This is a genomic window from Lysinibacillus sp. S1 (genome assembly GCF_044986265.1).
GTDB lineage: Bacteria > Bacillota > Bacilli > Bacillales_A > Planococcaceae > Lysinibacillus > Lysinibacillus capsici.
In genome coordinates this window covers 2,548,245-2,574,744 of the sequence record NZ_CP173154.1, presented here as the reverse complement: position 1 = coordinate 2,574,744, position 26,500 = coordinate 2,548,245, and the positions used below count along the sequence as shown (strand labels likewise).

Here is a 26,500-nt window from a genome sequence, read left to right as displayed (position 1 = left end):
AACAGGCATTTAGCTTCTCCGTTAGATGAGAGCTAAATGCCATTTTTATTGAAGGGATATATCAAATTGAGTCTGTAAGGTGTCTAATGTAAATAATTCCTCAATATGATAGGCTCCTGCTGGATGTTTATTGTTAAGAAACTCGTTAGCTATAAATGCTGCAACTTTCGCTGTTACAAGTGATTCATCGCGATCAAGAAAGTCTAATGTGAAGCTTACTTCTTTGTGATGTTTTGTCCCAATGGCTTCTATTTGTATGCCACACACATCAGAACCAATTTTAATTTTTTGAATAAGTGAAGCGAGCAAGATTTGTATTCCGTTAAATTTTAATAGGCAAGCAATTCTACTCTTTTGTAAAAAGGATACAAATTTATTGAGTGGCTCAACATCAAAGCCTAATCTTGTGMCSATMGRMATARAMSSGAAAYGCTTTGTTAATGTATGCTGGTCAGAGAAATTAAATTGATACACACTTCGTTTCCCAATCTTTTTAAATTTCACGGTTCTCTTATTAGTAAAATKAKCAACCTTATGATTGTTGTAGCTACTAAAGGGTTTATTTAATTGTTGCAATATCCAAAGAATTGCCGCGGTGCCATGTGTATCGCCTGCCCCAAGTAAGATGGAAATMTGCATCTTCTCGAGDGAGGATAATTGCCTTGCARCATGCATGGCMATTAAGTTGGTCAATCCTGGAGCCATACCAACACTAAAAATGGCTGTAGATTGTTTTTGTACAGCTAGTGAGTGAAGTGCCTCTAACTTTTTAAGGAAGGTATAGCTTGCAGTAATATCGATATAGATAATCCCTTCATTTAAGCAGAGCTGTGCAAATGCAGTATCCTTTTGCTCTAGACACATAATGACCAGTGCTACATTTTCTAATTGCTCTGGATGCACTTTTTCTGACACATCCAATTGAAGAGGTCTTACTAAGTTTTTGTGCTCGACACAGAAATCCTTAGCCTTTTCTATATTTCTTCCGGCAATCCATATTCTGTTGGGATAGCTTTGCAACAATAATTTTGCAATTTTCCCTCCCACTTCACCATAGCCTCCGATGATTAAGATATTCCCATTTTTCATATAGTAGTTTCTCCTTTAATAGCGACTAAAGCGTCAATCATATGTGTTTTAAAATAGGGAAGGATTGTTGTAAAACCAGCCTCTTTCAGCAAATCAATAAGCAATTCAAGAGTAATCGGGTGAGTTGTCATGCGAAAGGATTGTTCAAAGCGTTCCCAATGATCCTCGCTTATTCCGTTATGAAGCATGGAACTTCGCCAATAACGAAGCTCGTGTTTGAATGTTTGGGAAGTTAAATCAGCATTAATCGATGAGATAAATAACACACCATTTTCATTTAAGCTATCCGCAATTTTTTGAAGCATTGCCCTCTTCTGGTCAAGTCTTCATATAAAATGTAAAACTAAATGACAACTAGCTACATCGAATAACTCATTAACTCTTAGGGAGAGTAAATCCTTCTCAAGCCACTTAATAGTAAGTCGATGTGGTAGCGATTCAATTTGTTTAGCAGCCAGCTCCAGCATTACCTTTGAGGTATCGACTGCTGTGAAATGGGCAGAAGGAAAGGATTTGCCTAATGTGAGTAATTCCTGTCCGCCACCAGCACCTACTACTAAAAATTTATTTGCAGGGGTGAAATTCTGAAGTATATTGACCATCATGTCATAAATAAGATCATAGCCTATGATTTTTTGTCGAATGGACTGTTGATAATTGTTGACAGAAGGACTGTCCCAGCTATGTATAGATCTATTCATTAAAATACCTCCAAAGCAATTTATTTTTATACGTTAAAATTTCGAGAGCAATTCCTTCATCTTTAAGCAATCATTCTGATGAAAGGCTGATGACTGTTTAGTGAAGTCACCTAGTATCTGTGTAGGACTATTCCCTAAAAATATCTGGTGGATCACCTTAACTAGGTATGAAAATAGTTTGATGTGCTAGACCTCCTATAAGTTGTAATGGCACTCTTTTTGCATATAGATTAGCTCCCATATTAAGAGGAAGTACCATAAATTGTGCTTGGTTTTTTTGTATTTGAGCTAAAAGGGTATCTACTGTTTCCCAGGTAATAAGTTCAATATCCTCTTTTGTTCTGCCAACAGGATGCTTGGAAAAATAGCAGACGAGTTAGGGGCACTAATAGTAGCTTTAATCTGAATTCACACCACCCACAATTGCTTGAGACGATTTCTCTGAGCAGCCACTAATAACGGAAGTAGCTAGCAAGAAAATAAAAAGTAAAAATTTTCTTCAAAATAGTATTCCTACTTGTTGAACTTCTGTACAATTCAATTAAGAATTATTCTCAATTATAAACTTTCGGAAAAAAAGAACTATCCCATATTTCTGGGGGGAGGTAGGTGTTTATGAAGGAAGCACAATATTGGCAACGAAAATCTGACCAATGCTTAAAGCACAGCAAAAATTCGTTTGAATATCGTCAATTGATGATCGAAGCTCTACGAACACATATAAATTTTGATGCGTATTGCTGTACATTAACGGATGTACATACTCTTTTTTCGGTAGGAGCAGTTACTGAACAATCAATAGAGGTGATTCATCAGGAGATTATGGAATTGGAATATACGACAGAAGATGTAAATAGATATGGATTCTTAGTTCAAAGTGGGCAAAACATAGGCAGGTTAAGCGATTCCTCAAGTCGAAGCTTTCGCTATAGAGAAGTTTTAATGCCCAATGGTTTTAGTGATGAAGTAAGAGCTGCATTAATTTATCAAGGACAATGCTATGGTTTTTTAACACTATTCAAAAGAGCTGAAAATGAACAGCCTTTATTTAAAGATCAAGATGTGATGCTTATAAAAAGACTGATGCCAATTATGGGTGAATCATTAAAGAAGTTCTATCATTATATTATTGAGGAGAGGATTCCAGCTGTAGAAGGAGAACAAGGCATTGTTATTTTTGATAAAGGGTTAAAAATTCTTTCAAGTAATACCAAAGCTTGTGAATTGCTAGCCATTTTAAGAAAGTATGAAAGTTTAGCAGAAATTCAAGTTCCTAAGCCTATTCAAGCTATCTGTGCAAAATTACTTGCTGACAAGTACAATTCAAATACTTCTTTAATAGTACCTATCAAAGATACAGGCTATATTGCTATTCGGGCTTCACTTTTGCTGACAAGCCAACAAGAACAGCAAATTGCTTTATTAATAAATGAAGCATCATCAAGAGAAATGCTCAATTTCTTAATAACAGCCTATAATCTTACCCCTAGAGAAAAGGAAGTAGTATTTGAAGTTATTAAAGGGATTCCTACAAAAGAGATTGCTTATAATCTTGATATTTCAATCTACACGGTACAAGATCATTTAAAGGTAATTTTTCAAAAAGTAAATGTCTCAAATCGAAATGAGCTAGTATGGAAGATCTTCTCCCGCTTCCAATTAGATTAATAAGGTGGACTAACGAAACTGCTATCTTTCTAGCAGTTTCTTCATGTTGTTGAAAAAAGATGATGTCAACTTTTCCTTAACTTTCATACTTAGCTGTAGTGAACAAATAGCCCATTATTTGTATAACTAGAGAAAGAATAGGCTTTTTTTCATTGTAGAGAAGTGATGGGTGACAACACCTCTTCATAAGAGTAGTGAAGACCTCCACCTTATTTGAAAACCTTTGCTAAAAAGGTAACACTTTTGTGGGGCGGATTGGAAGGCTACTTGACTCCGGTGGGATAGCGAGACAGGCGAACCCTGCATGGAATGGAAGCGGATCAGCGCTCGCCTACAGGAAAGTAAGTATAAAGGAATTAAATCCATTTGATAGTTAAAAAGAAGCCAATAACTATACTTTAGCTACTAGTATCACTAATCATAATAAAAGGTTAAGAAAAATTAACCTAAAAAATGGAATAAATTCATAGTGAAATCTATTGACCTATAATATAATGAAAAAAAGGCTAAAAGCCACAAAATAAATGCAATAACAGACTTTTTATTTGGGTATTAAGTATTATTTATTACTAGGATTTTAAAAATCTGAATTTTTTGATAAATGAAGTATGGGAGATATAGGATATGACTCTATAATTAGTAAGCTATTCAAGAAAAGAAGGAGGCGAAAGGATGGAAGTAGAGCTTAAGTCTATTACGAAAGAGGACGAGCCATTCCTTTACGAAGTCTATGCTTCTTCTCGTAGGAAAGAAATAGATTCATGGGGATGGTCTGCTGAACAAATACAGCACTTTTTAGAAATGCAGTGGTGCGCACAGCAAACCTCATATAGACAACAATTTCCACATGCAAGCCATTGTATTATTACTTCAGATGAGCAATATGTTGGAAGATTGTTAACAGAAGATTTACCTGAGCGACTACATATAATTGATATTTCTATTTTGCCAAGTTTTCAAGGTAATGGAGTAGGATCTTATCTCATTAGCAATCTTCAGCAAAAGGCAAAAGAAGAAAATAAACCAGTGATATTACAAGTTCTTCATACTAATCCTGCAAGAAATCTATATGAGAGACTAGGATTTCATGTAGTGTCAACTGATGAACTCTATTTAAAAATGAGGTGGCAATAAACGTATCAAGTCTTTTAAAGCTGCCTCTCGTCCATTATTAAAAACTAAAGAGAGGTGAATGTGAAGTGCCAATATCAAATTCGGCTTTACAGACATATGAAGAAAATTTACGGCAAACGATTCAGTACTTTTTTAATTTAGAGGGACAAATCGAAAATGTCATTGTACACATTGACAGCAGTATCAAAAACTATATTCAAAAAAAAGAAAGGAGATTTTTATTAGCAAGTAAAAAGAAAGAAAAACATCTCGAAGAAGTAAGAATACTACAATCGGATTTACAAAAATCTTTAATTGGTATGGCACATATTAAACAGCTACTTGTCAATGAAATAAACACTTTGCAAAAAAATAACAGAGAATTACAGCAAACTTTTAAGGAAATGCTTCCCCTACTTCCATTTGCAGTATCAAGCATCCCTTTTGAGACAAGTTTTTCTTCAAATGTTCAATTCAACATATTGCTGTCCCTCTTAATTGAAAAAGAGATAGTAACAAAATTACCCCTTCTAACTGCAACAATTGAATCGAGTCAAGTAAATGAAATAATAGTAACCCTAGACAATTTTGATGTGAACATAAAAGAGCAAATAAATGAAGCAAAAAGCAGTGTTGCTAAATTAATGTCAATCATTATGGATACTGAAAATGAATTGGACAAACTATTTGGCGATGTCGTCTCTAATTTAAATCAAAGTGATAAGTTGTCAGAATCGCCCTATACGCAACAGGATGTCATTACAGAGATTAAGAGCAAGGGAGAGCAGTTGAAAATATGGGCGGACCATTATCAAATGCTTCATACAATGTTTGAAAAAGATATGGAATTCCAAGAAGCTATACATCTAACGGCAAAAGTATTAAGCGAAAGTTTAGAGGAACCAGCACAAATCTATCAAAACCAGAGAGTTTTACAAGGAGCTTATCTACTCGAAACAGGTGCGAACTATGTGACATTAGCACAAGATGTAAAGCTATCAGAACAACAGGCAAAGCTGTTAGTAGCAGCATACTTATTGCTAAACCAAGAGAGCATAGCAGTAGTTGCTGAAGAAGTGAATTTAGAATTTATGGAGATTGAAGCTTTTTATAAAGAAAATAAAGAATTATTTTCTTTAATTATTTCCTAATCAGAAAGGAGAAAATGCTATGCCAATTTCGGAATATCAATTAGACAACTATGTAAAGGAACTTCAACCCAGTATTAAAAATATAATTGAACTAGAAGACAAGCTTGGAAAAGCCGGTGGAGATATAGACAGTATTTTATCTAAATTAAAAGATGAAGGATTTGACCTAGGTGCATGGCTTGGTGACAATCTATTTCGGACAGATAACCCGAAAAGGAAAGAAACAGCTATTCAACTGTTAAATGACTTAAACAATGAATTAAGTAATGCAAAAATTGATTTAAATATTTTAAAGCATGATATCCAAGATGAATTAAATACTTTATTAAAAGAGTATGGGGATTGGAAAACTTACTTTGATAATAGGTTACCATTTATTGCGTTTTCCATAGCTGTACCTAAATTCCAGGCTTTTAATCCCTTTCATCGATTAATGCTAGGGTTTGTATTAACCGTCGTATTGAAAGATATATTACTACCAATATTTGAGGTATTAGGGTTAGGTGTTGTAGGTCTTATTGTTGTGGTGGTGTTAATAGATGGAATAATTCAAGGCGAAAAAAGAATGGAGCTATTTGAAAATATCCAAAAAGAAACAAAGGCTGCGATGGAGGATGTTAAAAAGTTAAGACAGGATATCAATGATGTGCAGGTGCAAGTAAATGCCTTTTTTGAAGATGTGGCAAAGAGCTTTCAAGAAACAGGCTTGTTAACAAAGCCATATACAAACCATCAGGAGCTAGTATCGTTCGTTAAACAACAGGCTGGCACATTAAGACGTTGGTCGGATCAATATGATTCGATGAAGCGAATGATTAATAAAGGCTTAGATATTGAATTTTCAGCAGAAGTGGTTGCTGCAAATCTAGTAAATAAACAAGATGATGAAAATGAATTAGACAATTACAGCAAACTGTTAATGGGTGCCTACCTTATTGAAATGGGAGAGCAAAATAGTGTAGTTTCTCAAAAGCTTGATATGTCCCTAGAAAGAATTAAAAAAGTAAAAGCAACCTACATGTTATTTAAAATGCATACACCAGATGAAATTGCACAAGTCTTGGAAATGGATGTAAACGAGGTCATGACAATTCAAGAGACAAATAGCGATTTAATAGCAATTGTTAGCTAAAAAATAATTTTAGAATGGATGGATAATATGGCGATTACAGAAGCGACATTAGCAACCTATGTAGAAGAATTACAGCCTACTCTAAAAAATATTTATGAGGTAGAAGACAAGCTGGCTGAATGTAAAGAGGGAATTGATAGTATCATTTCTAAGCTATTGGACGAGGATTTAGAAATTAGTGCATGGCTTGGGGACAATGTATTTCGTACAGATAACCCAGAGCGAAAGGCACAAGCAATTAAGCTTTTAAAAGAGCTGAAAAGTGAGTTAAGTGGAACATCAATTGACTTAAATATTTTAAAGCATGATATCCAAGATGATTTAAATAGTTTGCTAATGGAATTCCTAGAATGGAGAAAGTGCTTTAAAAATACGTTGCCATTGATTTCTTTATCAATCGTTGTGCCTTCTTATAAAAAAATCACTTTAGATAAATATGTCGCGCTTACATTATTTGTTGTGAATCAATGGATTGGAAAAATAAAAGTGCTGGATAGCTTAGTAGCAAAACTTGGTACGCTTGGCGCAATAGCAGCTGTCCTTTATCTTATTACAGGAATTATTCAAGGGGAATTACGCAAAGAGTATTTTGAAAATATTCAAGCAGAAACGAATAAGGCAAAAGAGGATTTAACTAAGACAAAAGAAGAGATTAATCGTGGCCAAAGTCAAGTTAATGCTTTCTTTAAGGATCTTGCAAAGACTTTTAAGGAGACGGGACTTTTACACGATACGGATGTAAATCATCGAGAGCTTGTTTTCCTAGTAAAGGAACAAAACTATACATTACGCAAATGGGCGGATCAATTTAATGCTATGAAAAGGATGCATGAAAAAGGGATGGATTTATCCGTAGCAGCGAGTATAGCTGCAGAAGCATTATGTAAAAACGTTGTGGACCAAAATGAGTTACAAAAAGTCACTAATACTTTATTAGGTTCGTATTTGATTGAGAACCATACGGATTTAGCTGAAATCTCCAATATTTTAAAAGTCTCTGGAGATCAAGCAAAGAAAATAAAAGCTATGTATATGTTATTTACAAAGCATACACCATCCGAGATAGCAAGAGTTTTAGAAATGGAAATTCAAGAAATCGAAGCTATACAAGAAGAAAATAAGGATATTTTAGCGAGTGTTGCTTAATATTGTTTGAAATTTCAGGAAAGAGGTGAGTGGCAAAGCAAAAATGAAAGATAAAGTGAAATTGCGAGTGGCATTAAGTGAAGAGGAAGATACCCTTTATTCATTATTTGTATCTACAAGAAAAAATGAATTTGCCATATTAGAATTGGATGAGCAACAAATAGAAGGTTTATTACGTATGCAATACGATGCTCAAAAAGCTTCTTATCAGCAACAATTTCCTAATGCCAAATATGAAATCATAATGTATGAAGGTGTAGGTATTGGTAGATTAATAACCGAGGTACAGCAAGAAGCAATACGTCTGATTGATATTTTCATACTTCCTGAATATAGAGGTAGCGGAATCTGTACAGTGCTATTGAGGGAATTTCAGCATGTAGCTGCTGAATCTAGATTGCCAATAGAATTAACTGTGTTGATGGGGAATCCTGCACAGAGGTTGTATGAGAGATGTGGGTTTGTTGTTACCGGAGAGGTAGTGCCGCATGTGATGATGGCGTGGCATAGGAAATAATGAATGTTTCTTTGAACTTACTAAGTAGTTTTGTCATTGGAGTTAAAGTGAGGGAACTGCCGATTTTTAAATGATTGGAATACTTATACGATTTTTAAGTTAATTATGAGTGTCGGAGAACCTTTCAAGCGTATTTGTATTAAAGGAAATTTCCCTCAGTAAGAATAAATAAAATTAAAGTGAGGTATAAAATTATGGCCGAAATGTATATGGGATCTATTGTTGCATGGCCAGCACCATTTGCTCCAAAGTACTGGGCATTTTGCAACGGTCAAGAACTTCCAATTCAACAGAATCAAGCTTTATTTGCTGTATTAGGAAATCGATATGGTGGAGACGGAAAGAATACTTTTTGTTTACCAAACTTAAATGGACGTGTGCCAGTAGGCGCGTGTGGGAATGGGGGAATGGGAGGAACTATACCACAAGGAGTCACTCCGTGTAATCTAGGACAGACTGGCGGTGTGGAGAAAATAACCCTTTCTCCATTAAATATGCCACAACATACTCATAGTGCAACTACGTCTACATCTAATCTAACAGTAAGTAATATGAACGTTGCAATCCCAGCCTCCTCTCAAGGGGGAGGAAGTAATTCACCAAATAATGCAAGCCTTGCAGCCTCTGTAGATCAAGGTATGGGAACAGCAGATTTTTATACAGCGGGAACTACGGATACAAACTTGAAGCCATTTTCTGTCTCAGGTGGAACAGTGAGTGGGAATGTAACAACCACGATTGCGCCAGCTGGACAATTAGCGCCTTCTGCATTGGATATTCGGCAGCCTTTCCAAGCGTTGAATTATATTATTTGTATTCAAGGCTGGTTCCCTATTCGAGAATAAATAAAATCTATTTTTTATTAAATAAAATTAAAGTGAGGTATTTTATGGCAGAGAATTACACAGGAACTATTGTAGCATGGCCAGCATCATTTGCTCCACAGGGCTGGGCATTTTGCAACGGTCAAGAACTTTCAATTCAACAGAATCAAGTTTTATTTGCTGTATTAGGAAATCGATATGGTGGAGACGGAAAGAATACTTTTTGTTTACCAAACTTGAATGGACGTGTGCCAGTAGGCGCGTGTGGGAATGGGGGAATGGGAGGAACTATACCACAAGGAGTCACTCCGTGTAATCTAGGACAGACTGGCGGTGTGGAGAAAATAACCCTTTCTCCATTAAATATGCCACAACATACTCATAGTGCAACTACGTCTACATCTAATCTAACAGTAAGTAATATGAACGTTGCAATCCCAGCCTCCTCTCAAGGGGGAGGAAGTAATTCACCAAATAATGCAAGCCTTGCAGCCTCTGTAGATCAAGGTATGGGAACAGCAGATTTTTATACAGCGGGAACTACGGATACAAACTTGAAGCCATTTTCTGTCTCAGGTGGAACAGTGAGTGGGAATGTAACAACCACGATTGCGCCAGCGGGACAATTGGCGCCTTCTGCATTGGATATTCGGCAGCCTTTCCAAGCATTGAATTTTATCATATGTATTCAGGGGATATTTCCTAGTCAACAGTAGGTGTTGCAAAATGCTAGGTTCATATAACATTTCTTTATTTGATACATAGAAGGAATAGTTTTGTTGGAGGAGATATTTATGAGACAACGTTATAAGAAAATAGTAAGTATCCTACTAATCTTTCTATTATTTTTTCAATGGATACCCAGTACATTTGCTGATTTTACACTAGCAACACCACCAAGTGTAAACTATAAAGCAGTGGCTTATGGTGATGGTAAATATGTAGTTACTGATACTACTGGTAAGGCTTATTATTCAACAAATGGATCATCATGGACACAATCAACTATTATAACTTCCTTACAAACAATTAACTCAGTAGTTTATGAAAATAATCATTTTATGGCAGTTGACAATTCATCTAATTTTTATACGTCATCAGATGGGCAAACATGGACAACAGCTACTTCAGTAGATAGTAGTACCCCTCTTCATTCAGTAACATATGGATATAATAAATATGTTACTGTTGGTAATTTAGGTAATATGTATGTTTCAAGCAATGGGGTGACATGGCAAAAAAAAACCCCACAGACAAATCATCTTTATGGTGTAATATACGCTAATAATCAATTCGTCGCAGTAGGTGCTGGTGGAACGATATTAACATCTCCAGATGGGGAAAATTGGTTATTGCAAACCTCTAATACCAAAAATATTTTAAGATCTGTAATTTATGCAAATGGTCAATATGTGGTCGTTGGTCAAAATGGAACGATTCTCACCTCACCAGATGGGGTATATTGGACAATTCAATACAATTTACCAGTAGATGCAATGTCTTTCCTCTTAACTAGTGTATCTTATGGAAATGGTCATTATGTAACAGTTGCAGCTTCTGGTAAAGTATATTACTCTATGGATGGAATAAATTGGTATGAACAAGCGGTTGGTTTAGGTAAAACTATTTTACAGGGGGTTACTTATGGAAATGGCCAGTTTGTAGTAGTTGGTAATAGTGGAACTATACTGTATGGGAATCCAGATGTACCGACTCAAGCACCCGCAGTTATAACCTTAACCCCAGCGACAAATATTACGAGTACAGGTGCAACGGTAGGTGGGGAGGTAACTTTTGATGGAGGGGCCGAGATTACAGAACGTGGAATTGTGTATTCAACGAGTACCGAACCAACTACGGAGAATAGTGAGAAAGTAACTGCTATTGGAACAACGGGAGCGTTTAGTGTCGATCTATCAGGTCTTAATCCAAGTAGTACTTATTATTACCGAGCGTACGCGAAAAATTCGGTGGGGACTAGTTATGGTGAAAATGAGATGTTTGAGACACTAACTGTTTTGCCAGAATTGGGAGGCACGGTAAGCATCACAGGAGAGGCTAAGTATGATGGTGTGCTAACCGCGGATATTAGTGGTATCACGTATACACCAACAACGACAGCGGATGTGCCAACCTATCAATGGTATAGAGGGAACACGGTAATTCCAGGAGCGACCTCATTCACATATACGTTGGCAGAGGCCGATATCGGTGAGAAACTCAAGGTTACAGTTAGTGCCGATGGAACGCATGCGACAGGAAGTGTAACGAGTGGAGCGACGGCAACTGTGGAAAAAGCGAATGGTCCAAGTGCACCGTCAGCACCAACTGAAGCCAGTAAAACGCCGACAAGTATTACGCTAAATGGAGTAGCAGGTCAAGAATACAGTAGAGATAACGGGACGACCTGGCAGGATAGTCCAATCTTTAGTGGACTCACTTCAGATACGGAATATATTTTTATCACGAGAGTGAGAGAAACTGCGACTCATAAGGCATCACTAGTAAGTGCAGAGGCACCAATCCAAACTCAACCTGTAGCGATTCCAGTAATAGGAGGCACGGTAAGTATTGCAGGAGAGACACAGTATGGAAACGTATTAACCTCGGATATTAGTGGCATCACGTATACACCAATAACGTCATCAGATGTACCAACCTATCAATGGTATAGAGGGAACACGGTAATTCCAGGGGCGACCTCGTCCACGTATACATTGGTAGAGGCGGATATTGGTGAGAAACTCAAGGTTACAGTTACTGCCGATGGAACGAATGCGACAGGAAGTGTAACGAGTGAAGTGACGGCAACTGTGGAAAAAGCAGATGGACCAAGTGCTCCATCAGCACCAACTGAAGCCAGTAAAACAACAACAAGTATTATGGTACATGGAGTAGCAGGTCAAGAATATAGTAAAGATAACGGGACGACCTGGCAGGATAGTCCGATCTTTAGTGAACTTACTCCTAATACTGGGTATATGTTTATCACGAGAGTGAAAGAAACGGCAACTCATAAAGCTTCGTCAGTGAGTATAGGAACACCGATCCAAACTCAACCTGTAGCGATTCCAGTAATAGGAGGCACGGTAAGCATCGCAGGAGAGACAAAGTATGGCAGCATGCTAACCGCAGATATTAGTGGGATCACATATACGTCAACGACGATAGAAGATGTGCCAACTTATCAATGGTATAGAGGGAACACGGCCATTTCAGGGGCGACCTCACCTACGTATACGTTAGTTCAAGCAGATATTGGTGAGACGATTAAAGTTACAGTCACTGCCGATGGAACGAATGCGACAGGGAGTATAACGAGTGGTGAAACAGCTTTCGTGGAAAAAGCGGATGGACCAAGTGCTCCGCCAGCCCCAACCGAAGCCAGTAAAACATCGACAAGTATTACGCTAAATGGGGAAGTAGGTCAAGAATATAGTAAAGATAACGGGGCAACGTGGCAGGATAGTCTAATTTTTAATGGACTAATACCTGAAACGGAGTATACATTTATCACGAGAGTGAAGGAGACACCCACTCACAAGGCATCACTGGTAAGTACAGGAACATCGATCCAAACACAAACTCAACCTGTAGCGGTTCCAGAAATGGGAGGTACGATAAGTATCACGGGAGAGACGAAGTATGGAAGCGTGTTAACTGCAGATATTAGTGGGATCACGTATACGCCACCAACGACAGCAGATGCACCAACCTATGAATGGTATCGAGGGAACACGGCTATTTCAGGAGCGAACTCTTCCACATATATGTTGGTTCAAGCAGATATTGGAGAGACGATTAAAGTAAGAGCCAGTGCCGATGGAACAAATGCAACAGGAAGTGTAATGAGTGGGGAAACAACTATTGTGGAAAAAGTGGATGGACCAAGTGCTCCGCCAGTCCCAACTGTAGCCAGTAAAACAGCGACAAATATTACGCTAAATGGGGTAGTAGGTCAAGAATATAGTAGAGATAACGGAACAACGTGGCAGGACAGTCCGATCTTTAGTGAACTAACGCCTGATACAGAGTATACGTTTATCACGAGAGTGAAAGAAACGGCGACGCACAAAGCTTCATTAGTAAGTGCAGGAACCCTAGAGAATACTTCTGTGATTAGTACGTTTACTATCACCTACAACGGCAATACAAACACAGGGGGCACAGCTCCAACAGATAGTGAAACGTATGAGCAAGGAGAAACTGTAACAGTTCTGGGTAATATAGGAAATCTAGTAAAAGTGGGTTACACGTTTGAGGGCTGGAACACGCAAGCAGATGGAAGAGGAATAGATTATGCATCAGCTTCAACTGTCCTTATGGGTAGTGGAAATATCATATTATATGCAAAATGGAATCCAGTGACTGTAACACATACGGTAAGCTTTGATGTAGCAGGGGGAAGTGCTGTCTCTAATCAGACGGTAGTACACGAAGGAAAAGCAAGTCAGCCAACAAAAGCGCCAACGAAAGCTGGCTATACATTTGGTGGCTGGTATACAAATAATGCCTACACAACACCATATAACTTTAATACTGTAATTACAGCAAACACAGTGATCTATGCAAAATGGATTAGTAATAATACAGGTGGCGATAATACTGATCCTTCACCAAATCCTGATTCAGGTTCATCAACACCTTCAACCAATGTAGAGGAAATTGTAGTAGATGTAGAATCTGGAAATGGTGATGTAGTTTCAAAAACAACGATAAAACGAGCAAAAAATGTAGATAACACGATGAATGATGATGTCACATTAACAGCAGCAAGCGCAACAGAGACAATTAGGAAATTAAAGGAACAAGGGAATGATAAAGCAAGGATTATCATCCCAGACGAGAAGGATCAAGTAAATCAAGTCCAAGTGTCCATTCCGAAAAATGTGCTGTCACTTCTGCAAAATGGAGCAGTCCATCTCGAAATTGTTACCGATAAGGTTAGAATTGAAGTGCCAAAAACTTCATTGGAAATGTTTAATGAGAATCTATACTTCCGACTGGTTCCTATAAAAGAGTATGATAAACAGCTAGAGATTGAAGAACAAGCCAAAAGGGAAACCGTTGTGCAGCAATTGGTAGAAGGTGGGATTGTAAAGTTGCTTGGTCGTCCAATGACCATCGAAACTAATATGCAAAGCCGTCCTGTTAAATTAACATTGCCGTTGCCTACAGATTTAACAGATGAACAACTTGCCAATTTGGCGATCTTTATCGAGCATAGTGATGGCACAAAAGAAGTTGTACGTGGGAAGGTTGTAGAATATCAAAAGGGAATAGGTTTGCAGTTTGAGGTGAGTAAATTCTCCACCTTCTCCATTCTCTACTTACCAGAGAAGGAAGAAGTGAAGGAGCCAATTACTGAGGGTGTTACCCATCTACCTTACATTCAAGGCTATCCAGATGATACCTTCCGTCCAAATGCTCCTGTTACAAGGGCACAGATGGCAAGTATGTTTGCTCGTCAATTAACAGGTAACGCCATTCCGCAAGCAAAGGCAACCTATACAGACACATTCCAACATGATGCTAAAGATGCAATCGAATTTGCGAAGGAAAAGGGTCTGTTTAAAGGGGTTACAGCAACGAACTTTAATCCAAACGGCTTGATTACGCGTGCACAGATGGCTACAGTGGCAGCCCGCTGGATAGAACAGCAATGTGTAGAACGTCCTGATGCAGATTTCTGTCCACCAACCTCACAAAGTGCAGTATTCAAAGATGTGAGTGTCCATCATTGGGCAGGGCAAGCAATTGATACTGTCAATGCGGCGGAAATTATGACAGGAATAACAGCAGATACATTCAATCCAGATGGATTGTTAACACGTGCACAAGCAGTGAAGGTATTAAATCGACTGTTTGAACGTCAAATTCTCATTGAAGATCAAACACCATTATTTAAAGATGTTCCAAAACACCATTGGGCATTTTATGAGATTCAAGAAGCCGCAAAAAAATAACCAAAAAGAGGGTACGCGATTCGTAATGTAATCGCAGTGCCCTTCTTTTTCATGGCTCGAAATGGAATTTATATCCCGAACCCCTCACTGTTATAATCTTTGCTCTATGGCCAGTAACGGATTCTAGCTTTTTTCGTAAATTACTAATATGAACCTTCAATGCCTGTGTATGCCCGATACTTTCCTCTGCCCAAATAAGCTTATACAGCTCTGATGGGGGAAAAATTTGTCCTGATCGTTGTGCTAGAAAGAAAAAAATTTGAAATTCCTTTGTAGATAGGGCTAATGCTGTGTTACCGATATATACTCTTCCAGAATGAACATGAAAGTGAAAATCCTCTATTATATGAGCTTCTTCCTCTATGTGGTGTACAGCAGCTTTAACTTGAAATTGCTTTCTACGCATGGATATTCTCTTGATTGTCTTCATTAAACGCTCTTTCTCAATAGGCTTTAAAATATAGTCAACAGCCTGTACATTAAAAGCTTCTATTGCAAAACGTTCATATGCAGTGACAAATACAATGTCCATTAAAAAAGGAAGGTCTGCAATCTTACTAGCAAGTTCAATACCATTCATTTCGGCCATATCTATATCTAAAAAAAGAATATCAGGTTTGAGTGTAGGGATGTTTGCAATAGCTTCTAGTGGATTTACGAATTTTCCGATAATAGTAACATCGCTATTATCATGTAACGTGGCTTCTAATAAATTGATTGCTAAAATTTCATCATCTACTATGATGGCTTTCAACATTTTTTCACCTCTTATCATCTAAATTTAGAATATTATGTAGCCCAACTGTACTAAATAAATTTTTCGTCATCAATTTTATACTTGCCTGTAGCAATGGAAGCTGGATTCTGAAATTATTCGATTCTGTAAATTATGTAATTTATTAGTATGTAAAACACATTTATCGTCCAATCTAACTCGATTATTACCTACAATAAAGCAATTCTTTTCTCCTTTAACTGATTTAAGTTTATTAGTATTCTCGCACTTTAGTAAATGAGATGCATTTCCCAAATCGTGATGTATTATGAGGTGATAATAAAATATGCCTTTCTACCCATAGTATAGCATGCCAATAGTTAACAAAAAATAGATTAAAGCGTGTATCATAATCTAATGATAAAAATTTTAAGCTAAGTGTATTTTGTGCATTTTGTGTATTTAAAGTGCATATACTTACAATCACTCTGTTTTTTGCTTATAATGAGAAAGTCAGAATTATTTCTGAAAAAAGTAGCCACAAAGTGAGCGATTGCGATTGAAAAAATTATTATATGGTATCTTCTTTGTTGTTTTTATAGTCATTTTTTTGTACGTAAACAATCACTGGCTAGTCGTAAGTAAACATGTGTTTGAATCAGATAGTGTGCCTGACAGCTTTGATGGGCTACGCATTGTACAAGTTTCGGATTTACATGACGCTGTCTTTGGTGACAAGCAACAAAAATTGATTGCTAAGGTAAAGGATACAAAGCCTGATTATATTTTTATCACAGGTGACGTGATCGATAGTAATCGCTATAATTTAAAACAAAGCCTACAAGCAGTGGAAGGACTAGTTAAAATAGCGGATGTTTATTATGTACTAGGAAACCATGAGGTAGCGACGAATAAGGTGAATGAAATTTATGAGGCGCTGTCATCGTTAGGGGTACATATTATGGCCAACGAATCGACCGTGTTAGAGCGCGACGGGGAGCGCTTGGCGATTGTTGGTATTGAGGATCCGTTAATGGGTAGAACAACAGAAGATATGCTGGACATTGCAACGGCCTATTTGCCAGACGATATGTTTAAGTTGTTACTAGCACATAGACCAGAATTATTTAATACGTATGTAAATTATCACATAAATTTAGTATTTTCGGGACATGCGCATGGTGGGCAAGTTCGTATTCCTGGGCTTGGAGGACTTGTGGCACCAGGACAGGGGCTGTTCCCAAAATATACAGCTGGTGTCTACGAAGCAGACGCGACGAAAATGGTAGTTAGTAGAGGGTTGGGTAATAGCACAGTACCATATCGTATTTTTAATCTACCAGAAATTATTGTGATGGATCTAAAGAAAAAATAAGCACTGCGTAAAATTTACGCAGTGCTTTCAATTTGTTTGCGTTCTATACGTTTAATGAGGTAAATACTTATTTCATATAAAATAATGATAGGTAKTAATACGAGKAACTGASTTATAAAGTCTGGTGGCGTGATAACAGCGGAGCCTACGCCCATTGCGATATAAGACCAGCCTCGTATTTTTTTCATGGATTCAGCAGTCAGTACACCAATGGCTGATAAGAATAGGGCAACAATCGGTAACTCAAATAATAGACCAAGCGGTACTGTAGTCATGATTAAAAAGTGCATATATTCATTTGCTGATACCATGACATCGAAATTGGTAGCCCCAATGCTTACTAAGAATGTATAGCTAAGTGGGTTAACGACGAAATAGCCAAAAGCTACTCCTACTAAAAATAGAACTAACATGATTGGTGCATAGAGGCCTAAAAATCGACTTTCCTCTTCTTTTAAGCCTGGTTTAATAAAGCTCCAAAGAAAGTGGACGAGGAAAGGCATTGCAAGACCAAAAGCTAAAGTTGTTGAAATCGTCATGTAAAATTTAACTACTTCTAGTGGTCCTAAAATAACGAGTGAGTGACCTCGCGTTATGAATGGAAACCAAATATTAATAGTAGAAAAGACAACAATGAAAAATAAAATAAAAACTGTTAACCCTTTGATAATTTGCTTACGTAAATCACTAAGATGCTCCAATAATGAGGTAACAGGTATCAGCGGTTCATCTGACACATGATCCTCTTCAATTGCTACCGTAGGTATTTCAACTAAAGCCTCCACTGGCTTTGGAGGCTCGGCTTGTGGTTTATCTAGAGGGCTTAAATATTTTCTTTTTCCGTCTTCATATGGATCCATAGGAAACCCTCCTACGAAGCATCAGATTTTTTTTCGACCTTTTTTACGGTATCATCTTCATCATCCATAAGTCCCTTAGTAGACTTTTTAAATTCTGCAAACGTTTTGCCAACTGCTCCACCGATTTCTGGTAATTTTTTTGGGCCAAATACAATTAATACAATCACTAAAATAATGATTAATCCAGGTACTCCAATTGCTCCTAGACCTCCCATAAGTCTTGCCTCCTTTAGAATGATTTTTTTATACTAATGAACCACCTGATTGACTGTATTTGATGACTCCCTCAGCACAACGGTAGGCAAGTGCCCCTAATGTGCCTGTTGGATTATAACCACTATTGTGTGCAAAGTTGCCTGCACTTACTGCGAAAAGGTTATCAACATCCCAGTGCTGTAAGTAATTATTCACAACCCCTTGTTCTGGTGTTAAGCTCATCACCGTACCACCTGTATTATGCGTTGTTTGGTAAGGTACGATATTGTAATCGGTAATTTCCGCGTTAGGGACAATAGTTTTTGCACCCATTTCCTTCATAATGTCAGCTGCACGTGCAGAGATATATTTATGAAGAGCTCGATCCTGATCAGTAAAATTGTATGTTAACTGAGTTAATGGCAGCCCGTAAGCATCTTTATAGGTAGGGTCCAGTGATATATAGTTTTCCTTATGTGGCATAGATGCTCCTTGCGCACCAATCCCAAATGAACGTGTATAGTAATAAATAGATTGCTTTTTAAATTCTGGTCCCCAAGTAGGCGTATCAGGCGGAGTTGGATTTGAGCCGATTGGTCGCGTACCTGTCTGTGTAAGTGCAATATTACCTCCGTGAATAAAATCTAAATCACTATGGTCAAAATTATCCCCATTGTAATCGTCTATACACATGCCTAACGAACCTGCACCCATAAATGTATTGTATTGTTCCTCGAAGAACCCAGCAGCACCAGGCAAAATTTGATAGCAATAGTTTCTGCCAAGTGTTCCTTTGCCAGTAGTAGGGTCATATCTTTCACCAATGTCAGAGACCATTAATAGCTTGGCATTATTAAAGACATAACTAGTTAAAACAACAGCATTAGCTGGCTGAATGAATTCTTCTCCCGAAACAGTATCGATATATCTTACACCTGTAGCCTTGTTACCCTGCTTTAAAATTTCAACAACATTGGAATTAAAGCGTAAATCAAAATTCCCTGTCTTCAGGGCTGTAGGGACAACAGTAATTTCTGCGGACGACTTTGCACCATATTCGCATCCAAAGCGTTCACAAAAACCACAATATTGGCAAGCGTTGATTGTTTCGCCATCTGGATTTTTATAAACCTCTGATACATTAGCTGATGGAACCATATAAGGTGTTAGCTTCAGGTTTGTTGCAGCTTTTTCGAATTGTGCAAGCATAGGCGTTTTTTTCATAGGCGGTGTTGGATAGGGATTCGAACGCTTTCCACTAAATTTATTTTTATCATCACCCGAAATACCAGCTGTTTTCTCGAACTTATCGAAATAGGGCTCAAGCTGATCATATGTTAATCCCCAATCCTGAATCAGATAATCTGGTCCAAGCTTATTTGGTCCATAACGTTTATCTGTTAATGTCTTGATTTGAAAATCATAGGGTAAAAATCGATAAGTCATTCCATTCCAATGTGTTCCTGATCCACCCAGACCCTCTCCAAGTAAGAAGGAGCCAAGCTGACGCATTGGTAATGCCTTCATATTTCGATCATTCCGAAAGCTTACGGTCTCTTTAGAAAGATTTTGCATTAAATCATATCGGATGGCATAACGGTATTCGTCATGAACATTTAAATAATCCTCGGTCCCACGCTTTTGACCTCGCTCTAAACCGACTACCTTTAAGCCAGCTTTAGCACATTCAGCAGCGACAATACCGCCAGTCCAACCTACACCAACTGTTACAACGTCTACACTCGGTAATGTTTTAGCCATTTTGTATCCCCCCTTAGTGGTTGCCTAATGGATTAGGCTCAATTTTTTGGAACTTGGCATCTTCTATCTGTGTAATATAAGCCATCTGGTGACCAGGGAAGCCCTTCATACGCCAGCCATCCATATTACGATTTCCTCCATACATAGGGTCAGAATAAGCTCCCTCTAATGTAGCTGCTCKTAATAATGTAAAAAAGAACGCGGAAGTAACCCCAACCATTTCTATGTCACCTTTTTGGAAGGCAGTTAATATTTCATCCATTTGTTTGCCATCTAAATCGTTAAAGCTTTTCTTATAACGCTTTTGTGCTTCATCCTCCATTTTTTGAATACCCTGTCTAAAAATTTCCGCTCGCGTTAAACGGCTTTGATAGCCTTGAGTTGGGGCACCAACATCAAATGGACCTTGCATATATTCTTTAGAGTTACTTCCATAATTTCCTGCAAGTTGATGATCGATAAAATAGGGAACGTCTAAACCAATAGCTCCTGGTCCCAAATCGTCCTCTGGGAAGATACGTTCCGTGGCCTTTGATAAGATACTAAAATCTTTTTCATTTCTGAAGAACATCTTAGCTTTTGGTGAGCCTGTGGCCTCATTCGTTGTTTCATGACCACCATGCTCTAGGGTAGAAGTACCTTTACCATGGATGTTGTHACCAACTAATCCTCCAATTAAACCACCACCGACTAATGTACCAGCAGCAATACCTGTAGTTTTTAAAAAGTCTCGACGAGAAACATTATTTTTGTCTGAACTCATGGAAATCCTCCCCTCAAAATGTGTTAAACGGATCCTATCTTTAATAATCAGCAAAAAATGTGAATTATAATCAATTTTTGTTGGAAAATGTTTTAATTACCTCTATTAGCATGGTGTACTCTCCTTTTTAATGACAAGAGGGATCTATGAATTGAAAATTTTGTAGAAAATTGTTAGCACTATAAAGGTAGTGTAAATGGTATTATTATACATTTATTAATCATATTGGAAAACTTTTGTTGACTTCTACTTTTWGTGACTTTACTCTGAAGTTATGCAAAAATATGCGGATTGTATAGCTAAAAATGGAAGAAGTGAGAAAAAGAGAAATGTGGTTAAAAGGTATTGGTGGTAAATTAATTGTTGCAATTATAGCTCTTGTATTTGTAACATGTGGCACGCTTGGGCTATCTACTTGGATAAATAGTACAAAAGCTGTGAATGAGCAAGTGGAATCTAATTTGGTATCTAGAGCAGAGGATGTTTCCAAATACATAGAAGAACACTTCCAATTAACACTAGTGGAGGTGGAAGCCATTGCAGAGCAAGAGGCAGTTCGGAGCATGGACTTTGAAAAGCAGAAGCAGTATCTATCGAAACGTCTTGCCAGTAATGAAAATTACTTAGGTTTTGGCATTATCAATGCTAATGGAGTTGCCCATTATCTGGATGATACAACAGCTGATCTAGGGGATCGTGATTACGTAAAAGAAGGTTTTACTGGTAAGTCTGTCATGTCTGACATTACGATTAGTCGTGTAACAGGTGAACCAGTCATTTTAATCGTTTCTCCAATTGACACAGTGACAGGTGAAAAAGCTTTATTATTAGCACGTATTGACGGCTATTACCTATCTAAAATCGTGGAAGGCATTAAGGTTGGAGACAGTGGCTATGCATTTATGTTAGATGCTAACGGAACAATTATTGGACATAATAATCATTCTTATGTGAAGGAGCAATACAATCCAATTAAGGAAGCAGACAAAACAGGTATCAAGACAGGCAGAGCAATGGCTGCTAAAGAAATGATTGCTAATGATAACGGTTATTTTTCTTTTGAAACGGAAGATACAGGAACTAGTCTAATGGGCTATCATACCCTCGAAAATGGTTGGAAAATGGGGGTTATCGCATTAGAAGATGAGATGTTTTCAGGGCTTTCTAAGCTTAAGACGAACTTCATTGTCACTACGATCATAGTTTCAATACTTGGGCTATGCATCTCATTTGCCATTTCTCGCTCTGTTAGTAGACCACTTCGACATGTACTTCGCATTAGTGAGGGCTTATCGGAAGGAGACTTTACACAGGAAATTCCAGAAAAATATTTGAAACGTATTGATGAAATGGGAACGATGGCACGTGCATTAGATCGTATGACTGATAATATGCGGGAAATGATAGCCAAAGTGAGTCAAGAAGCAACGGCAGTGAATGAAGCTGCGTGTGATTTAATGGGAGATGTAAATGGAGTAACAAAGCGTTCAAAGCAAATTGCTGGTGCAATAAGTGAAGTAGATCGAGGGGCACAAAGCCAAACTGTGATGGCAGAGGAAAGTGCCTCAGCAATGGAACAAATGGCGATAGGGATACAAAATGTAGCTGAAGTTGCCTCCACAATTGCTTGTAATACAGATTTTATTTCCCAGAAAATTAGTGAAAGCAATCATGCAGTTCAACAATCCGTTTTACGTATGAATGAGATTCAGCAAGGCACAACAGATGAACTATCAATTATTCACAAGCTAGAAAAAGAGTCAGAAGAAATTAGCTTAATTTCAAAAGTGATTACCGATATCTCTGATCAAACAAATTTATTGGCATTGAATGCCTCTATAGAAGCAGCACGGGCAGGAGATGCTGGTAAAGGCTTTGCCGTTGTAGCAGAAGAAGTTCGCAAGCTATCGGAGCAAACAGCAGAATCAGCTACTAAAATTAATGTGCTTATTGAAAGAGTTCAATCTTATACATTAGAAGTAGTAAAAGCAGCTGAATTTGGTGAAGATAATGTTGAGCGTGGTTTAGCTTCTATTGAGGCAGTGGGAGAACGCTTCGAGGAAATGGTTCAAGCAGTAGGAGAAATAGCAGGTCAAATCGAAGAAATGAATGCTTCAGCTGAACAAATGTCTGCCAATACGGAGGAAGTTTCCGCGTCTATGGAAGAAATGGCAGCTACTGCACATGCGGCAAGTGATTATGTGCATGAGGTAACAGATGCAACAGCGGAACAGTTGAAGACGGTAGCAGTAATGAACAATCAAACTGAAAAACTATCAGAAATGGCAAAACGTTTATATGAAGCCATTCAAAAATTTAAATATTAAATTAGAGAGGAGCTGTCTATTAATGACAGCTCCTCTCAGAGTGTTGAAAAACAAAACCATCCATACAATTTTTGTGAAAGGTCAAAATGGATTACCGCTCCATGCACTCCACCTCATAAAAATGTTACTTTTTTTGCAAAGGCTTAATTGAAGGTGTTCACTACTCATTTTATGGAGAGGTGTGGTCAATCATCATTTCTCCCATTGAAAATAAGAGTCTATCCTTTCTCGAATTATACATTTGCTATTTTGTTCACAACGACTGTATGAAAGATAAGGAAAAGCCACTTTTACAGAATGGTTGATTGGAGTGGAGCCAGTGTCACTCCTAGGGGATTTAGTGAACTGCACCCAAAATATTGGACTTAAAAAATCTAATATAGGGGGTGCAGTTAGTGATTTCTGATGAACAAAAGTTAGCCGCAGTTCTAGCTTACATTGAAGAAAAGGAAAGTACGTATCAGATTGCCAATAGATTACAGAGGGATCGACAGTACGTTCGATTATGGATTGAATTATATCGATACCATGGCATTGAAGGAATTATTCGTCCTCAAGGGTTCACGAATTACGAAGATTCTTTTAAAATAAAAGTAATTCAACACCTGATAGAGACGGGCGATTCGCTCCTTCAGACTGCTGCGAAGTTTAATATTCCTTCTCGTGAAACCATTCGGAGATGGAAAAAACAGTGGATGTCCAAGGCTGGAAAGGTGCTCTATCAAATAGAAAAGGAGCACCAATCAATGCCAAAAAAACAACCACCTTCGTCTGATTTAAATGAAAAAACAACGGAAGAGTTAAAAGCGGAAATTGAGTATTTACGGATGGAAAATGCCTATTTAAAAAAGTTGAAAGCCTTAGTTCAAGAAAAGGAAGCATTCAAACCGAAGAAAAAATGAGAGCTGTGTATGAGCTAAGGCTGGAATTTCCACTTCAAGCTCTATTAAAAGTGGCAAAAATCAAGAAAAGTACGTATTATTATCATCTTCAAAAATGGGTAAAACCAGATAAATATCAGGCGATCAAAGAACGAATCCAGACACTTTTTCATCACCATAAGGGGCGTTATGGCTATCGTCGTATTTGTCTTGCCCTCCGAAATGAAGGTTTTTTCATCAACCATAAAACGGTACAACGATTGATGCAAGAATTGGGCTTAAAAGGGACGGTACGCCCTAAAAAATACCGTTCGTATAAAGGGACAGTCGGCTATGTCGCAGAGAATGTCATCCAACGTGATTTTGAAGCCACTGCATCCAATCAGAAATGGGTAACCGATGTCACAGAGTTTAAAATAAACGGTCAAAAAATCTATGTATCGGCTGTATTAGATTTATTCAATCGAGAAATCGTTGGATATGAGGTATCAAAATCACCTAATTTTGAGTTAGTTCAACAGTCTTTTAAAAAGGCGTTTACGTATACAAAGTTATCGAAAAAGAGTGGCTTAATCATTCATTCTGATCAAGGATGGTTATATCAAATACCCCGTTTTAAAGCGTTATTGACAACGCATGAAATCAAGCAAAGTATGTCACGGAAAGGAAATTGTTTAGATAATGCCGTAATAGAAAGCTTTTTTGGTATTCTGAAATCAGAATTTCTGTACACAACTACGTTTAAAAACTATGTAGAATTTACAAAAGCATTAGCAGATTATATTTACTATTACAATCATGAGCGGATTAAAAGAAAACTCAACGGAAAAAGTCCCGTTGAGTATCGAAAAGCTTCGTAAAAAAGTTTATATTTTTGGGGTCAGATCATAGCGTCATAGATGAGACCCTGGAGCGAACGTAAGTGAGTGAAGCGACTCGTCGGACGCCCCCTGGAAAGGACGCTGGCGAAACGGAAATCAACCCCTCGCCTAGTCAAGAAGTCTTTTTCTGCTAGCAACATTTTCTTTTCTCAACAACATAGTAGGAGCCGTCTTTTAATAACAGCTCCTCTATATATGCAACTAAGCGTCTTGCATCGCTGCTAGTAATTCTTCTTTCGAAACGGTGCAATCGCCACCGCCTTGTACCATTTGGTCACTTCCGCCACCCTTACCATTAATAAGCGGCAGTGCCTTTTGGGCAACATCCTTCATGCTTTTTGAAACATTATTACCTCTTGCTGCAACGAATTGTAGTTTGCCTTCATTTTCAGACACAAGTAGAGCTATTACATCTTTCTGTTCCGAAACAATCATACGGGCTATTTTTTGTAGCTCTTGCATTGTTCGCTGATTAAAAGCAGCCGTTACGACACCTTCGCTATTAACAAGTGCCTTTGCTTCATACGTGAGTAATTCCTCTTTCGCAGCAGCGAGTGCTTTTTCTGTAGTTTTTTGAGTAGATAAAACTTTTGTAAGTGCTGTGGCAGCATCAATCTCAGGGACACTTAATTGACGAGCAACGTCCGCTAATACTTTTTTCCGCATGCCAAGCTCAGTCAAAACGCGTTGACCACACACAAAAGAAACGCGCACATTGCCCTTCATTTTTTCAGTCCCTAATATTTTGATGGAACTAACTTGCCCTGTGGATGTAGGGTGAGTGCCACCACAACCGTTGTAATCAAAATTAGGGATAATCACAAGTCGAATGTCTCCCGTCACTGCAACTTCTTTACGAAGATTATAGTTGCCCAGCTCTTGCTCTGTAACCCAGATAGTTTGAATGGGGCGGTTCTCTAGAATAATGTCATTGGCTCTTGCTTCTGCCGCTGCAAGCTGTTGCTCAGAAATCGTTTCTATAGCAAGATCAATTGTTACTTGCTCACTGCCTAGATGAAAGCTTACAGTCTGCGCATTAAAAAGCTCTACAAAAGCAGCTGTTAAAATATGTTGCCCAGCATGCTGCTGCATATGATCGAATCGTCTTGGCCAATTTAGCTTGCCATGTACCACACCATCTAAAGTCGATAGATCACCTTCAATATAGTGACGAATTTCATCATCCACTTTTTCAACATCTATGACCTCCAACGCATTCAATGTACCTGTATCGTGAGGTTGACCACCACCAGTTGGATAGAAAGCGGTGTTCGATAGTACAACATAATGACGGTCGGATTCGTCAGTTCCTTTACTAATAATAGTTGCATCAAACTCTTGTAACATAACGTCTTGATAATATAATAGCTCTTTCATGAAAAAGCCTCCTCGTATGTAGGGAAATTTAGTTCTAAATTAATTCCATTTCATTGTG

The 26,500-nt window shown here is 37.9% G+C and carries 21 protein-coding genes and 1 pseudogene; 13 read left to right on the top strand and 9 right to left on the bottom strand.

Annotated features, from left to right (window positions below; genetic code table 11):
• Nucleotides 1-45: 45 nt before the first annotated feature.
• The 3 genes and pseudogenes from ACHZEU_RS12735 to ACHZEU_RS12725 form a co-directional block, all read right to left on the bottom strand.
• Nucleotides 46-1,089 (bottom strand): annotated as a pseudogene (locus ACHZEU_RS12735) (saccharopine dehydrogenase NADP-binding domain-containing protein).
• Entirely contained in the window at nt 1,086-1,394 is a 309-nt protein-coding gene (locus ACHZEU_RS12730; RefSeq protein ID WP_404803465.1) for a hypothetical protein, read from the bottom strand. Before ACHZEU_RS12730 ends, ACHZEU_RS12735 begins: the two are co-directional and overlap by 4 nt.
• A gap of 21 nt (nt 1,395-1,415) precedes the next feature.
• Nucleotides 1,416-1,790: a class I SAM-dependent methyltransferase gene (locus tag ACHZEU_RS12725; RefSeq protein ID WP_404803464.1), complete on the bottom strand. Its 375-nt coding sequence runs from the start codon at nt 1,788-1,790 to the stop codon at nt 1,416-1,418.
• 615 nt (nt 1,791-2,405) lie between these two features.
• On the opposite strand from ACHZEU_RS12725, the gene ACHZEU_RS12720 reads away from it, so the two are divergent.
• The 9 genes from ACHZEU_RS12720 (at nt 2,406) to ACHZEU_RS12680 (ending at nt 15,307) form a co-directional block, all read left to right on the top strand.
• Complete coding sequence (locus ACHZEU_RS12720) at nt 2,406-3,458, top strand: helix-turn-helix transcriptional regulator (RefSeq protein ID WP_404803463.1); 1,053 nt, start codon at nt 2,406-2,408, stop codon at nt 3,456-3,458.
• A gap of 672 nt (nt 3,459-4,130) precedes the next feature.
• Entirely contained in the window at nt 4,131-4,592 is a 462-nt protein-coding gene (locus ACHZEU_RS12715) for a GNAT family N-acetyltransferase (protein WP_103117272.1), read from the top strand.
• Between the two features lie 65 nt (nt 4,593-4,657).
• On the top strand, nt 4,658-5,722 hold the full coding sequence (locus ACHZEU_RS12710; protein ID WP_115673066.1) for a hypothetical protein: 1,065 nt from the start codon (nt 4,658-4,660) through the stop codon (nt 5,720-5,722).
• Nucleotides 5,723-5,741: 19 nt separating this feature from the next.
• On the top strand, nt 5,742-6,854 hold the full coding sequence (locus ACHZEU_RS12705; RefSeq protein ID WP_115673065.1) for a hypothetical protein: 1,113 nt from the start codon (nt 5,742-5,744) through the stop codon (nt 6,852-6,854).
• A gap of 27 nt (nt 6,855-6,881) precedes the next feature.
• Nucleotides 6,882-8,000 (top strand): hypothetical protein, encoded by a 1,119-nt coding sequence (locus ACHZEU_RS12700; RefSeq protein WP_103117274.1) that lies wholly within the window; start codon nt 6,882-6,884, stop codon nt 7,998-8,000.
• A 43-nt stretch (nt 8,001-8,043) separates the two neighbouring features.
• The gene (locus ACHZEU_RS12695; protein WP_279493616.1) at nt 8,044-8,517 is read left to right on the top strand and encodes a GNAT family N-acetyltransferase; all 474 of its coding nucleotides are present in this window, start codon (nt 8,044-8,046) and stop codon (nt 8,515-8,517) included.
• A gap of 194 nt (nt 8,518-8,711) precedes the next feature.
• Nucleotides 8,712-9,362 (top strand): tail fiber protein, encoded by a 651-nt coding sequence (locus ACHZEU_RS12690; protein WP_345803548.1) that lies wholly within the window; start codon nt 8,712-8,714, stop codon nt 9,360-9,362.
• A gap of 44 nt (nt 9,363-9,406) precedes the next feature.
• Nucleotides 9,407-10,057, top strand: coding sequence for a phage tail protein (locus ACHZEU_RS12685; RefSeq protein ID WP_103117277.1), 651 nt, complete (start codon nt 9,407-9,409; stop codon nt 10,055-10,057).
• 78 nt (nt 10,058-10,135) lie between these two features.
• Nucleotides 10,136-15,307: an S-layer homology domain-containing protein gene (locus tag ACHZEU_RS12680; RefSeq protein WP_279493618.1), complete on the top strand. Its 5,172-nt coding sequence runs from the start codon at nt 10,136-10,138 to the stop codon at nt 15,305-15,307.
• 49 nt (nt 15,308-15,356) lie between these two features.
• On the opposite strand, the gene ACHZEU_RS12675 is transcribed toward ACHZEU_RS12680, so the two are convergent.
• Complete coding sequence (locus ACHZEU_RS12675; RefSeq protein ID WP_279493619.1) at nt 15,357-16,064, bottom strand: DNA-binding response regulator; 708 nt, start codon at nt 16,062-16,064, stop codon at nt 15,357-15,359.
• Nucleotides 16,065-16,581: 517 nt separating this feature from the next.
• Here ACHZEU_RS12675 and ACHZEU_RS12670 point away from each other — a divergent pair.
• Nucleotides 16,582-17,397 (top strand): metallophosphoesterase, encoded by an 816-nt coding sequence (locus tag ACHZEU_RS12670; protein ID WP_048390788.1) that lies wholly within the window; start codon nt 16,582-16,584, stop codon nt 17,395-17,397.
• Nucleotides 17,398-17,411: 14 nt separating this feature from the next.
• Here the strand turns inward: ACHZEU_RS12670 and tatC are convergent, their stop codons facing one another.
• From tatC to ACHZEU_RS12650, 4 genes are read right to left on the bottom strand one after another with little or no spacing between them, the layout of a single operon-like run.
• Nucleotides 17,412-18,257, bottom strand: a complete 846-nt coding sequence (gene tatC / locus ACHZEU_RS12665) for a twin-arginine translocase subunit TatC (protein ID WP_404803462.1) — start codon at nt 18,255-18,257, stop codon at nt 17,412-17,414.
• An 11-nt stretch (nt 18,258-18,268) separates the two neighbouring features.
• Nucleotides 18,269-18,472: a twin-arginine translocase TatA/TatE family subunit gene (tatA, locus tag ACHZEU_RS12660; protein ID WP_048390784.1), complete on the bottom strand. Its 204-nt coding sequence runs from the start codon at nt 18,470-18,472 to the stop codon at nt 18,269-18,271.
• A gap of 28 nt (nt 18,473-18,500) precedes the next feature.
• Nucleotides 18,501-20,213, bottom strand: coding sequence for a GMC family oxidoreductase (locus ACHZEU_RS12655; protein WP_004233912.1), 1,713 nt, complete (start codon nt 20,211-20,213; stop codon nt 18,501-18,503).
• A 13-nt stretch (nt 20,214-20,226) separates the two neighbouring features.
• A complete protein-coding gene (locus ACHZEU_RS12650; RefSeq protein ID WP_404803461.1) occupies nt 20,227-20,976 on the bottom strand; it encodes a gluconate 2-dehydrogenase subunit 3 family protein in 750 nt (249 codons plus the stop codon).
• A 305-nt stretch (nt 20,977-21,281) separates the two neighbouring features.
• Between ACHZEU_RS12650 and ACHZEU_RS12645 the strand changes: the two genes are divergently transcribed.
• From ACHZEU_RS12645 to ACHZEU_RS12635, 3 genes are all read left to right on the top strand, one after another.
• Nucleotides 21,282-23,303 carry a methyl-accepting chemotaxis protein gene (locus ACHZEU_RS12645; protein ID WP_404803460.1) on the top strand — a complete coding sequence of 674 codons (2,022 nt, stop codon included), beginning with the start codon at nt 21,282-21,284 and terminating at the stop codon, nt 23,301-23,303.
• A 395-nt stretch (nt 23,304-23,698) separates the two neighbouring features.
• Nucleotides 23,699-24,205, top strand: a complete 507-nt coding sequence (locus ACHZEU_RS12640) for a helix-turn-helix domain-containing protein (protein WP_066038258.1) — start codon at nt 23,699-23,701, stop codon at nt 24,203-24,205.
• Nucleotides 24,202-25,044 carry an IS3 family transposase gene (locus tag ACHZEU_RS12635; protein ID WP_066038259.1) on the top strand — a complete coding sequence of 281 codons (843 nt, stop codon included), beginning with the start codon at nt 24,202-24,204 and terminating at the stop codon, nt 25,042-25,044. Before ACHZEU_RS12640 ends, ACHZEU_RS12635 begins: the two co-directional genes overlap by 4 nt.
• Before the next feature lie 222 nt (nt 25,045-25,266).
• On the opposite strand, the gene ACHZEU_RS12630 is transcribed toward ACHZEU_RS12635, so the two are convergent.
• Nucleotides 25,267-26,442, bottom strand: coding sequence for a DHHA1 domain-containing protein (locus ACHZEU_RS12630; protein ID WP_404803459.1), 1,176 nt, complete (start codon nt 26,440-26,442; stop codon nt 25,267-25,269).
• Nucleotides 26,443-26,500 lie beyond the last annotated feature (58 nt).

Bases quoted from the DNA above. Each gene is read 5' to 3' on its own strand.
- ACHZEU_RS12695 (WP_279493616.1), top strand. From the start codon at position 8,044: ATGAAAGATAAAGTGAAATTGCGAGTGGCATTAAGTGAAGAGGAAGAT.
- ACHZEU_RS12635 (WP_066038259.1), top strand. From the start codon at position 24,202: ATGAGAGCTGTGTATGAGCTAAGGCTGGAATTTCCACTTCAAGCTCTA.
- ACHZEU_RS12705 (WP_115673065.1), top strand. From the start codon at position 5,742: ATGCCAATTTCGGAATATCAATTAGACAACTATGTAAAGGAACTTCAA.
- ACHZEU_RS12655 (WP_004233912.1), bottom strand. From the start codon at position 20,213: ATGGCTAAAACATTACCGAGTGTAGACGTTGTAACAGTTGGTGTAGGT.
- ACHZEU_RS12675 (WP_279493619.1), bottom strand. From the start codon at position 16,064: ATGTTGAAAGCCATCATAGTAGATGATGAAATTTTAGCAATCAATTTA.
- tatA (WP_048390784.1), bottom strand. From the start codon at position 18,472: ATGGGAGGTCTAGGAGCAATTGGAGTACCTGGATTAATCATTATTTTA.
- ACHZEU_RS12685 (WP_103117277.1), top strand. From the start codon at position 9,407: ATGGCAGAGAATTACACAGGAACTATTGTAGCATGGCCAGCATCATTT.
- ACHZEU_RS12680 (WP_279493618.1), top strand. From the start codon at position 10,136: ATGAGACAACGTTATAAGAAAATAGTAAGTATCCTACTAATCTTTCTA.
- ACHZEU_RS12690 (WP_345803548.1), top strand. From the start codon at position 8,712: ATGGCCGAAATGTATATGGGATCTATTGTTGCATGGCCAGCACCATTT.
- ACHZEU_RS12700 (WP_103117274.1), top strand. From the start codon at position 6,882: ATGGCGATTACAGAAGCGACATTAGCAACCTATGTAGAAGAATTACAG.
- ACHZEU_RS12630 (WP_404803459.1), bottom strand. From the start codon at position 26,442: ATGAAAGAGCTATTATATTATCAAGACGTTATGTTACAAGAGTTTGAT.
- ACHZEU_RS12725 (WP_404803464.1), bottom strand. From the start codon at position 1,790: ATGAATAGATCTATACATAGCTGGGACAGTCCTTCTGTCAACAATTAT.
- ACHZEU_RS12730 (WP_404803465.1), bottom strand. From the start codon at position 1,394: ATGCTTCAAAAAATTGCGGATAGCTTAAATGAAAATGGTGTGTTATTT.
- ACHZEU_RS12720 (WP_404803463.1), top strand. From the start codon at position 2,406: ATGAAGGAAGCACAATATTGGCAACGAAAATCTGACCAATGCTTAAAG.
- ACHZEU_RS12715 (WP_103117272.1), top strand. From the start codon at position 4,131: ATGGAAGTAGAGCTTAAGTCTATTACGAAAGAGGACGAGCCATTCCTT.
- ACHZEU_RS12645 (WP_404803460.1), top strand. From the start codon at position 21,282: ATGGAAGAAGTGAGAAAAAGAGAAATGTGGTTAAAAGGTATTGGTGGT.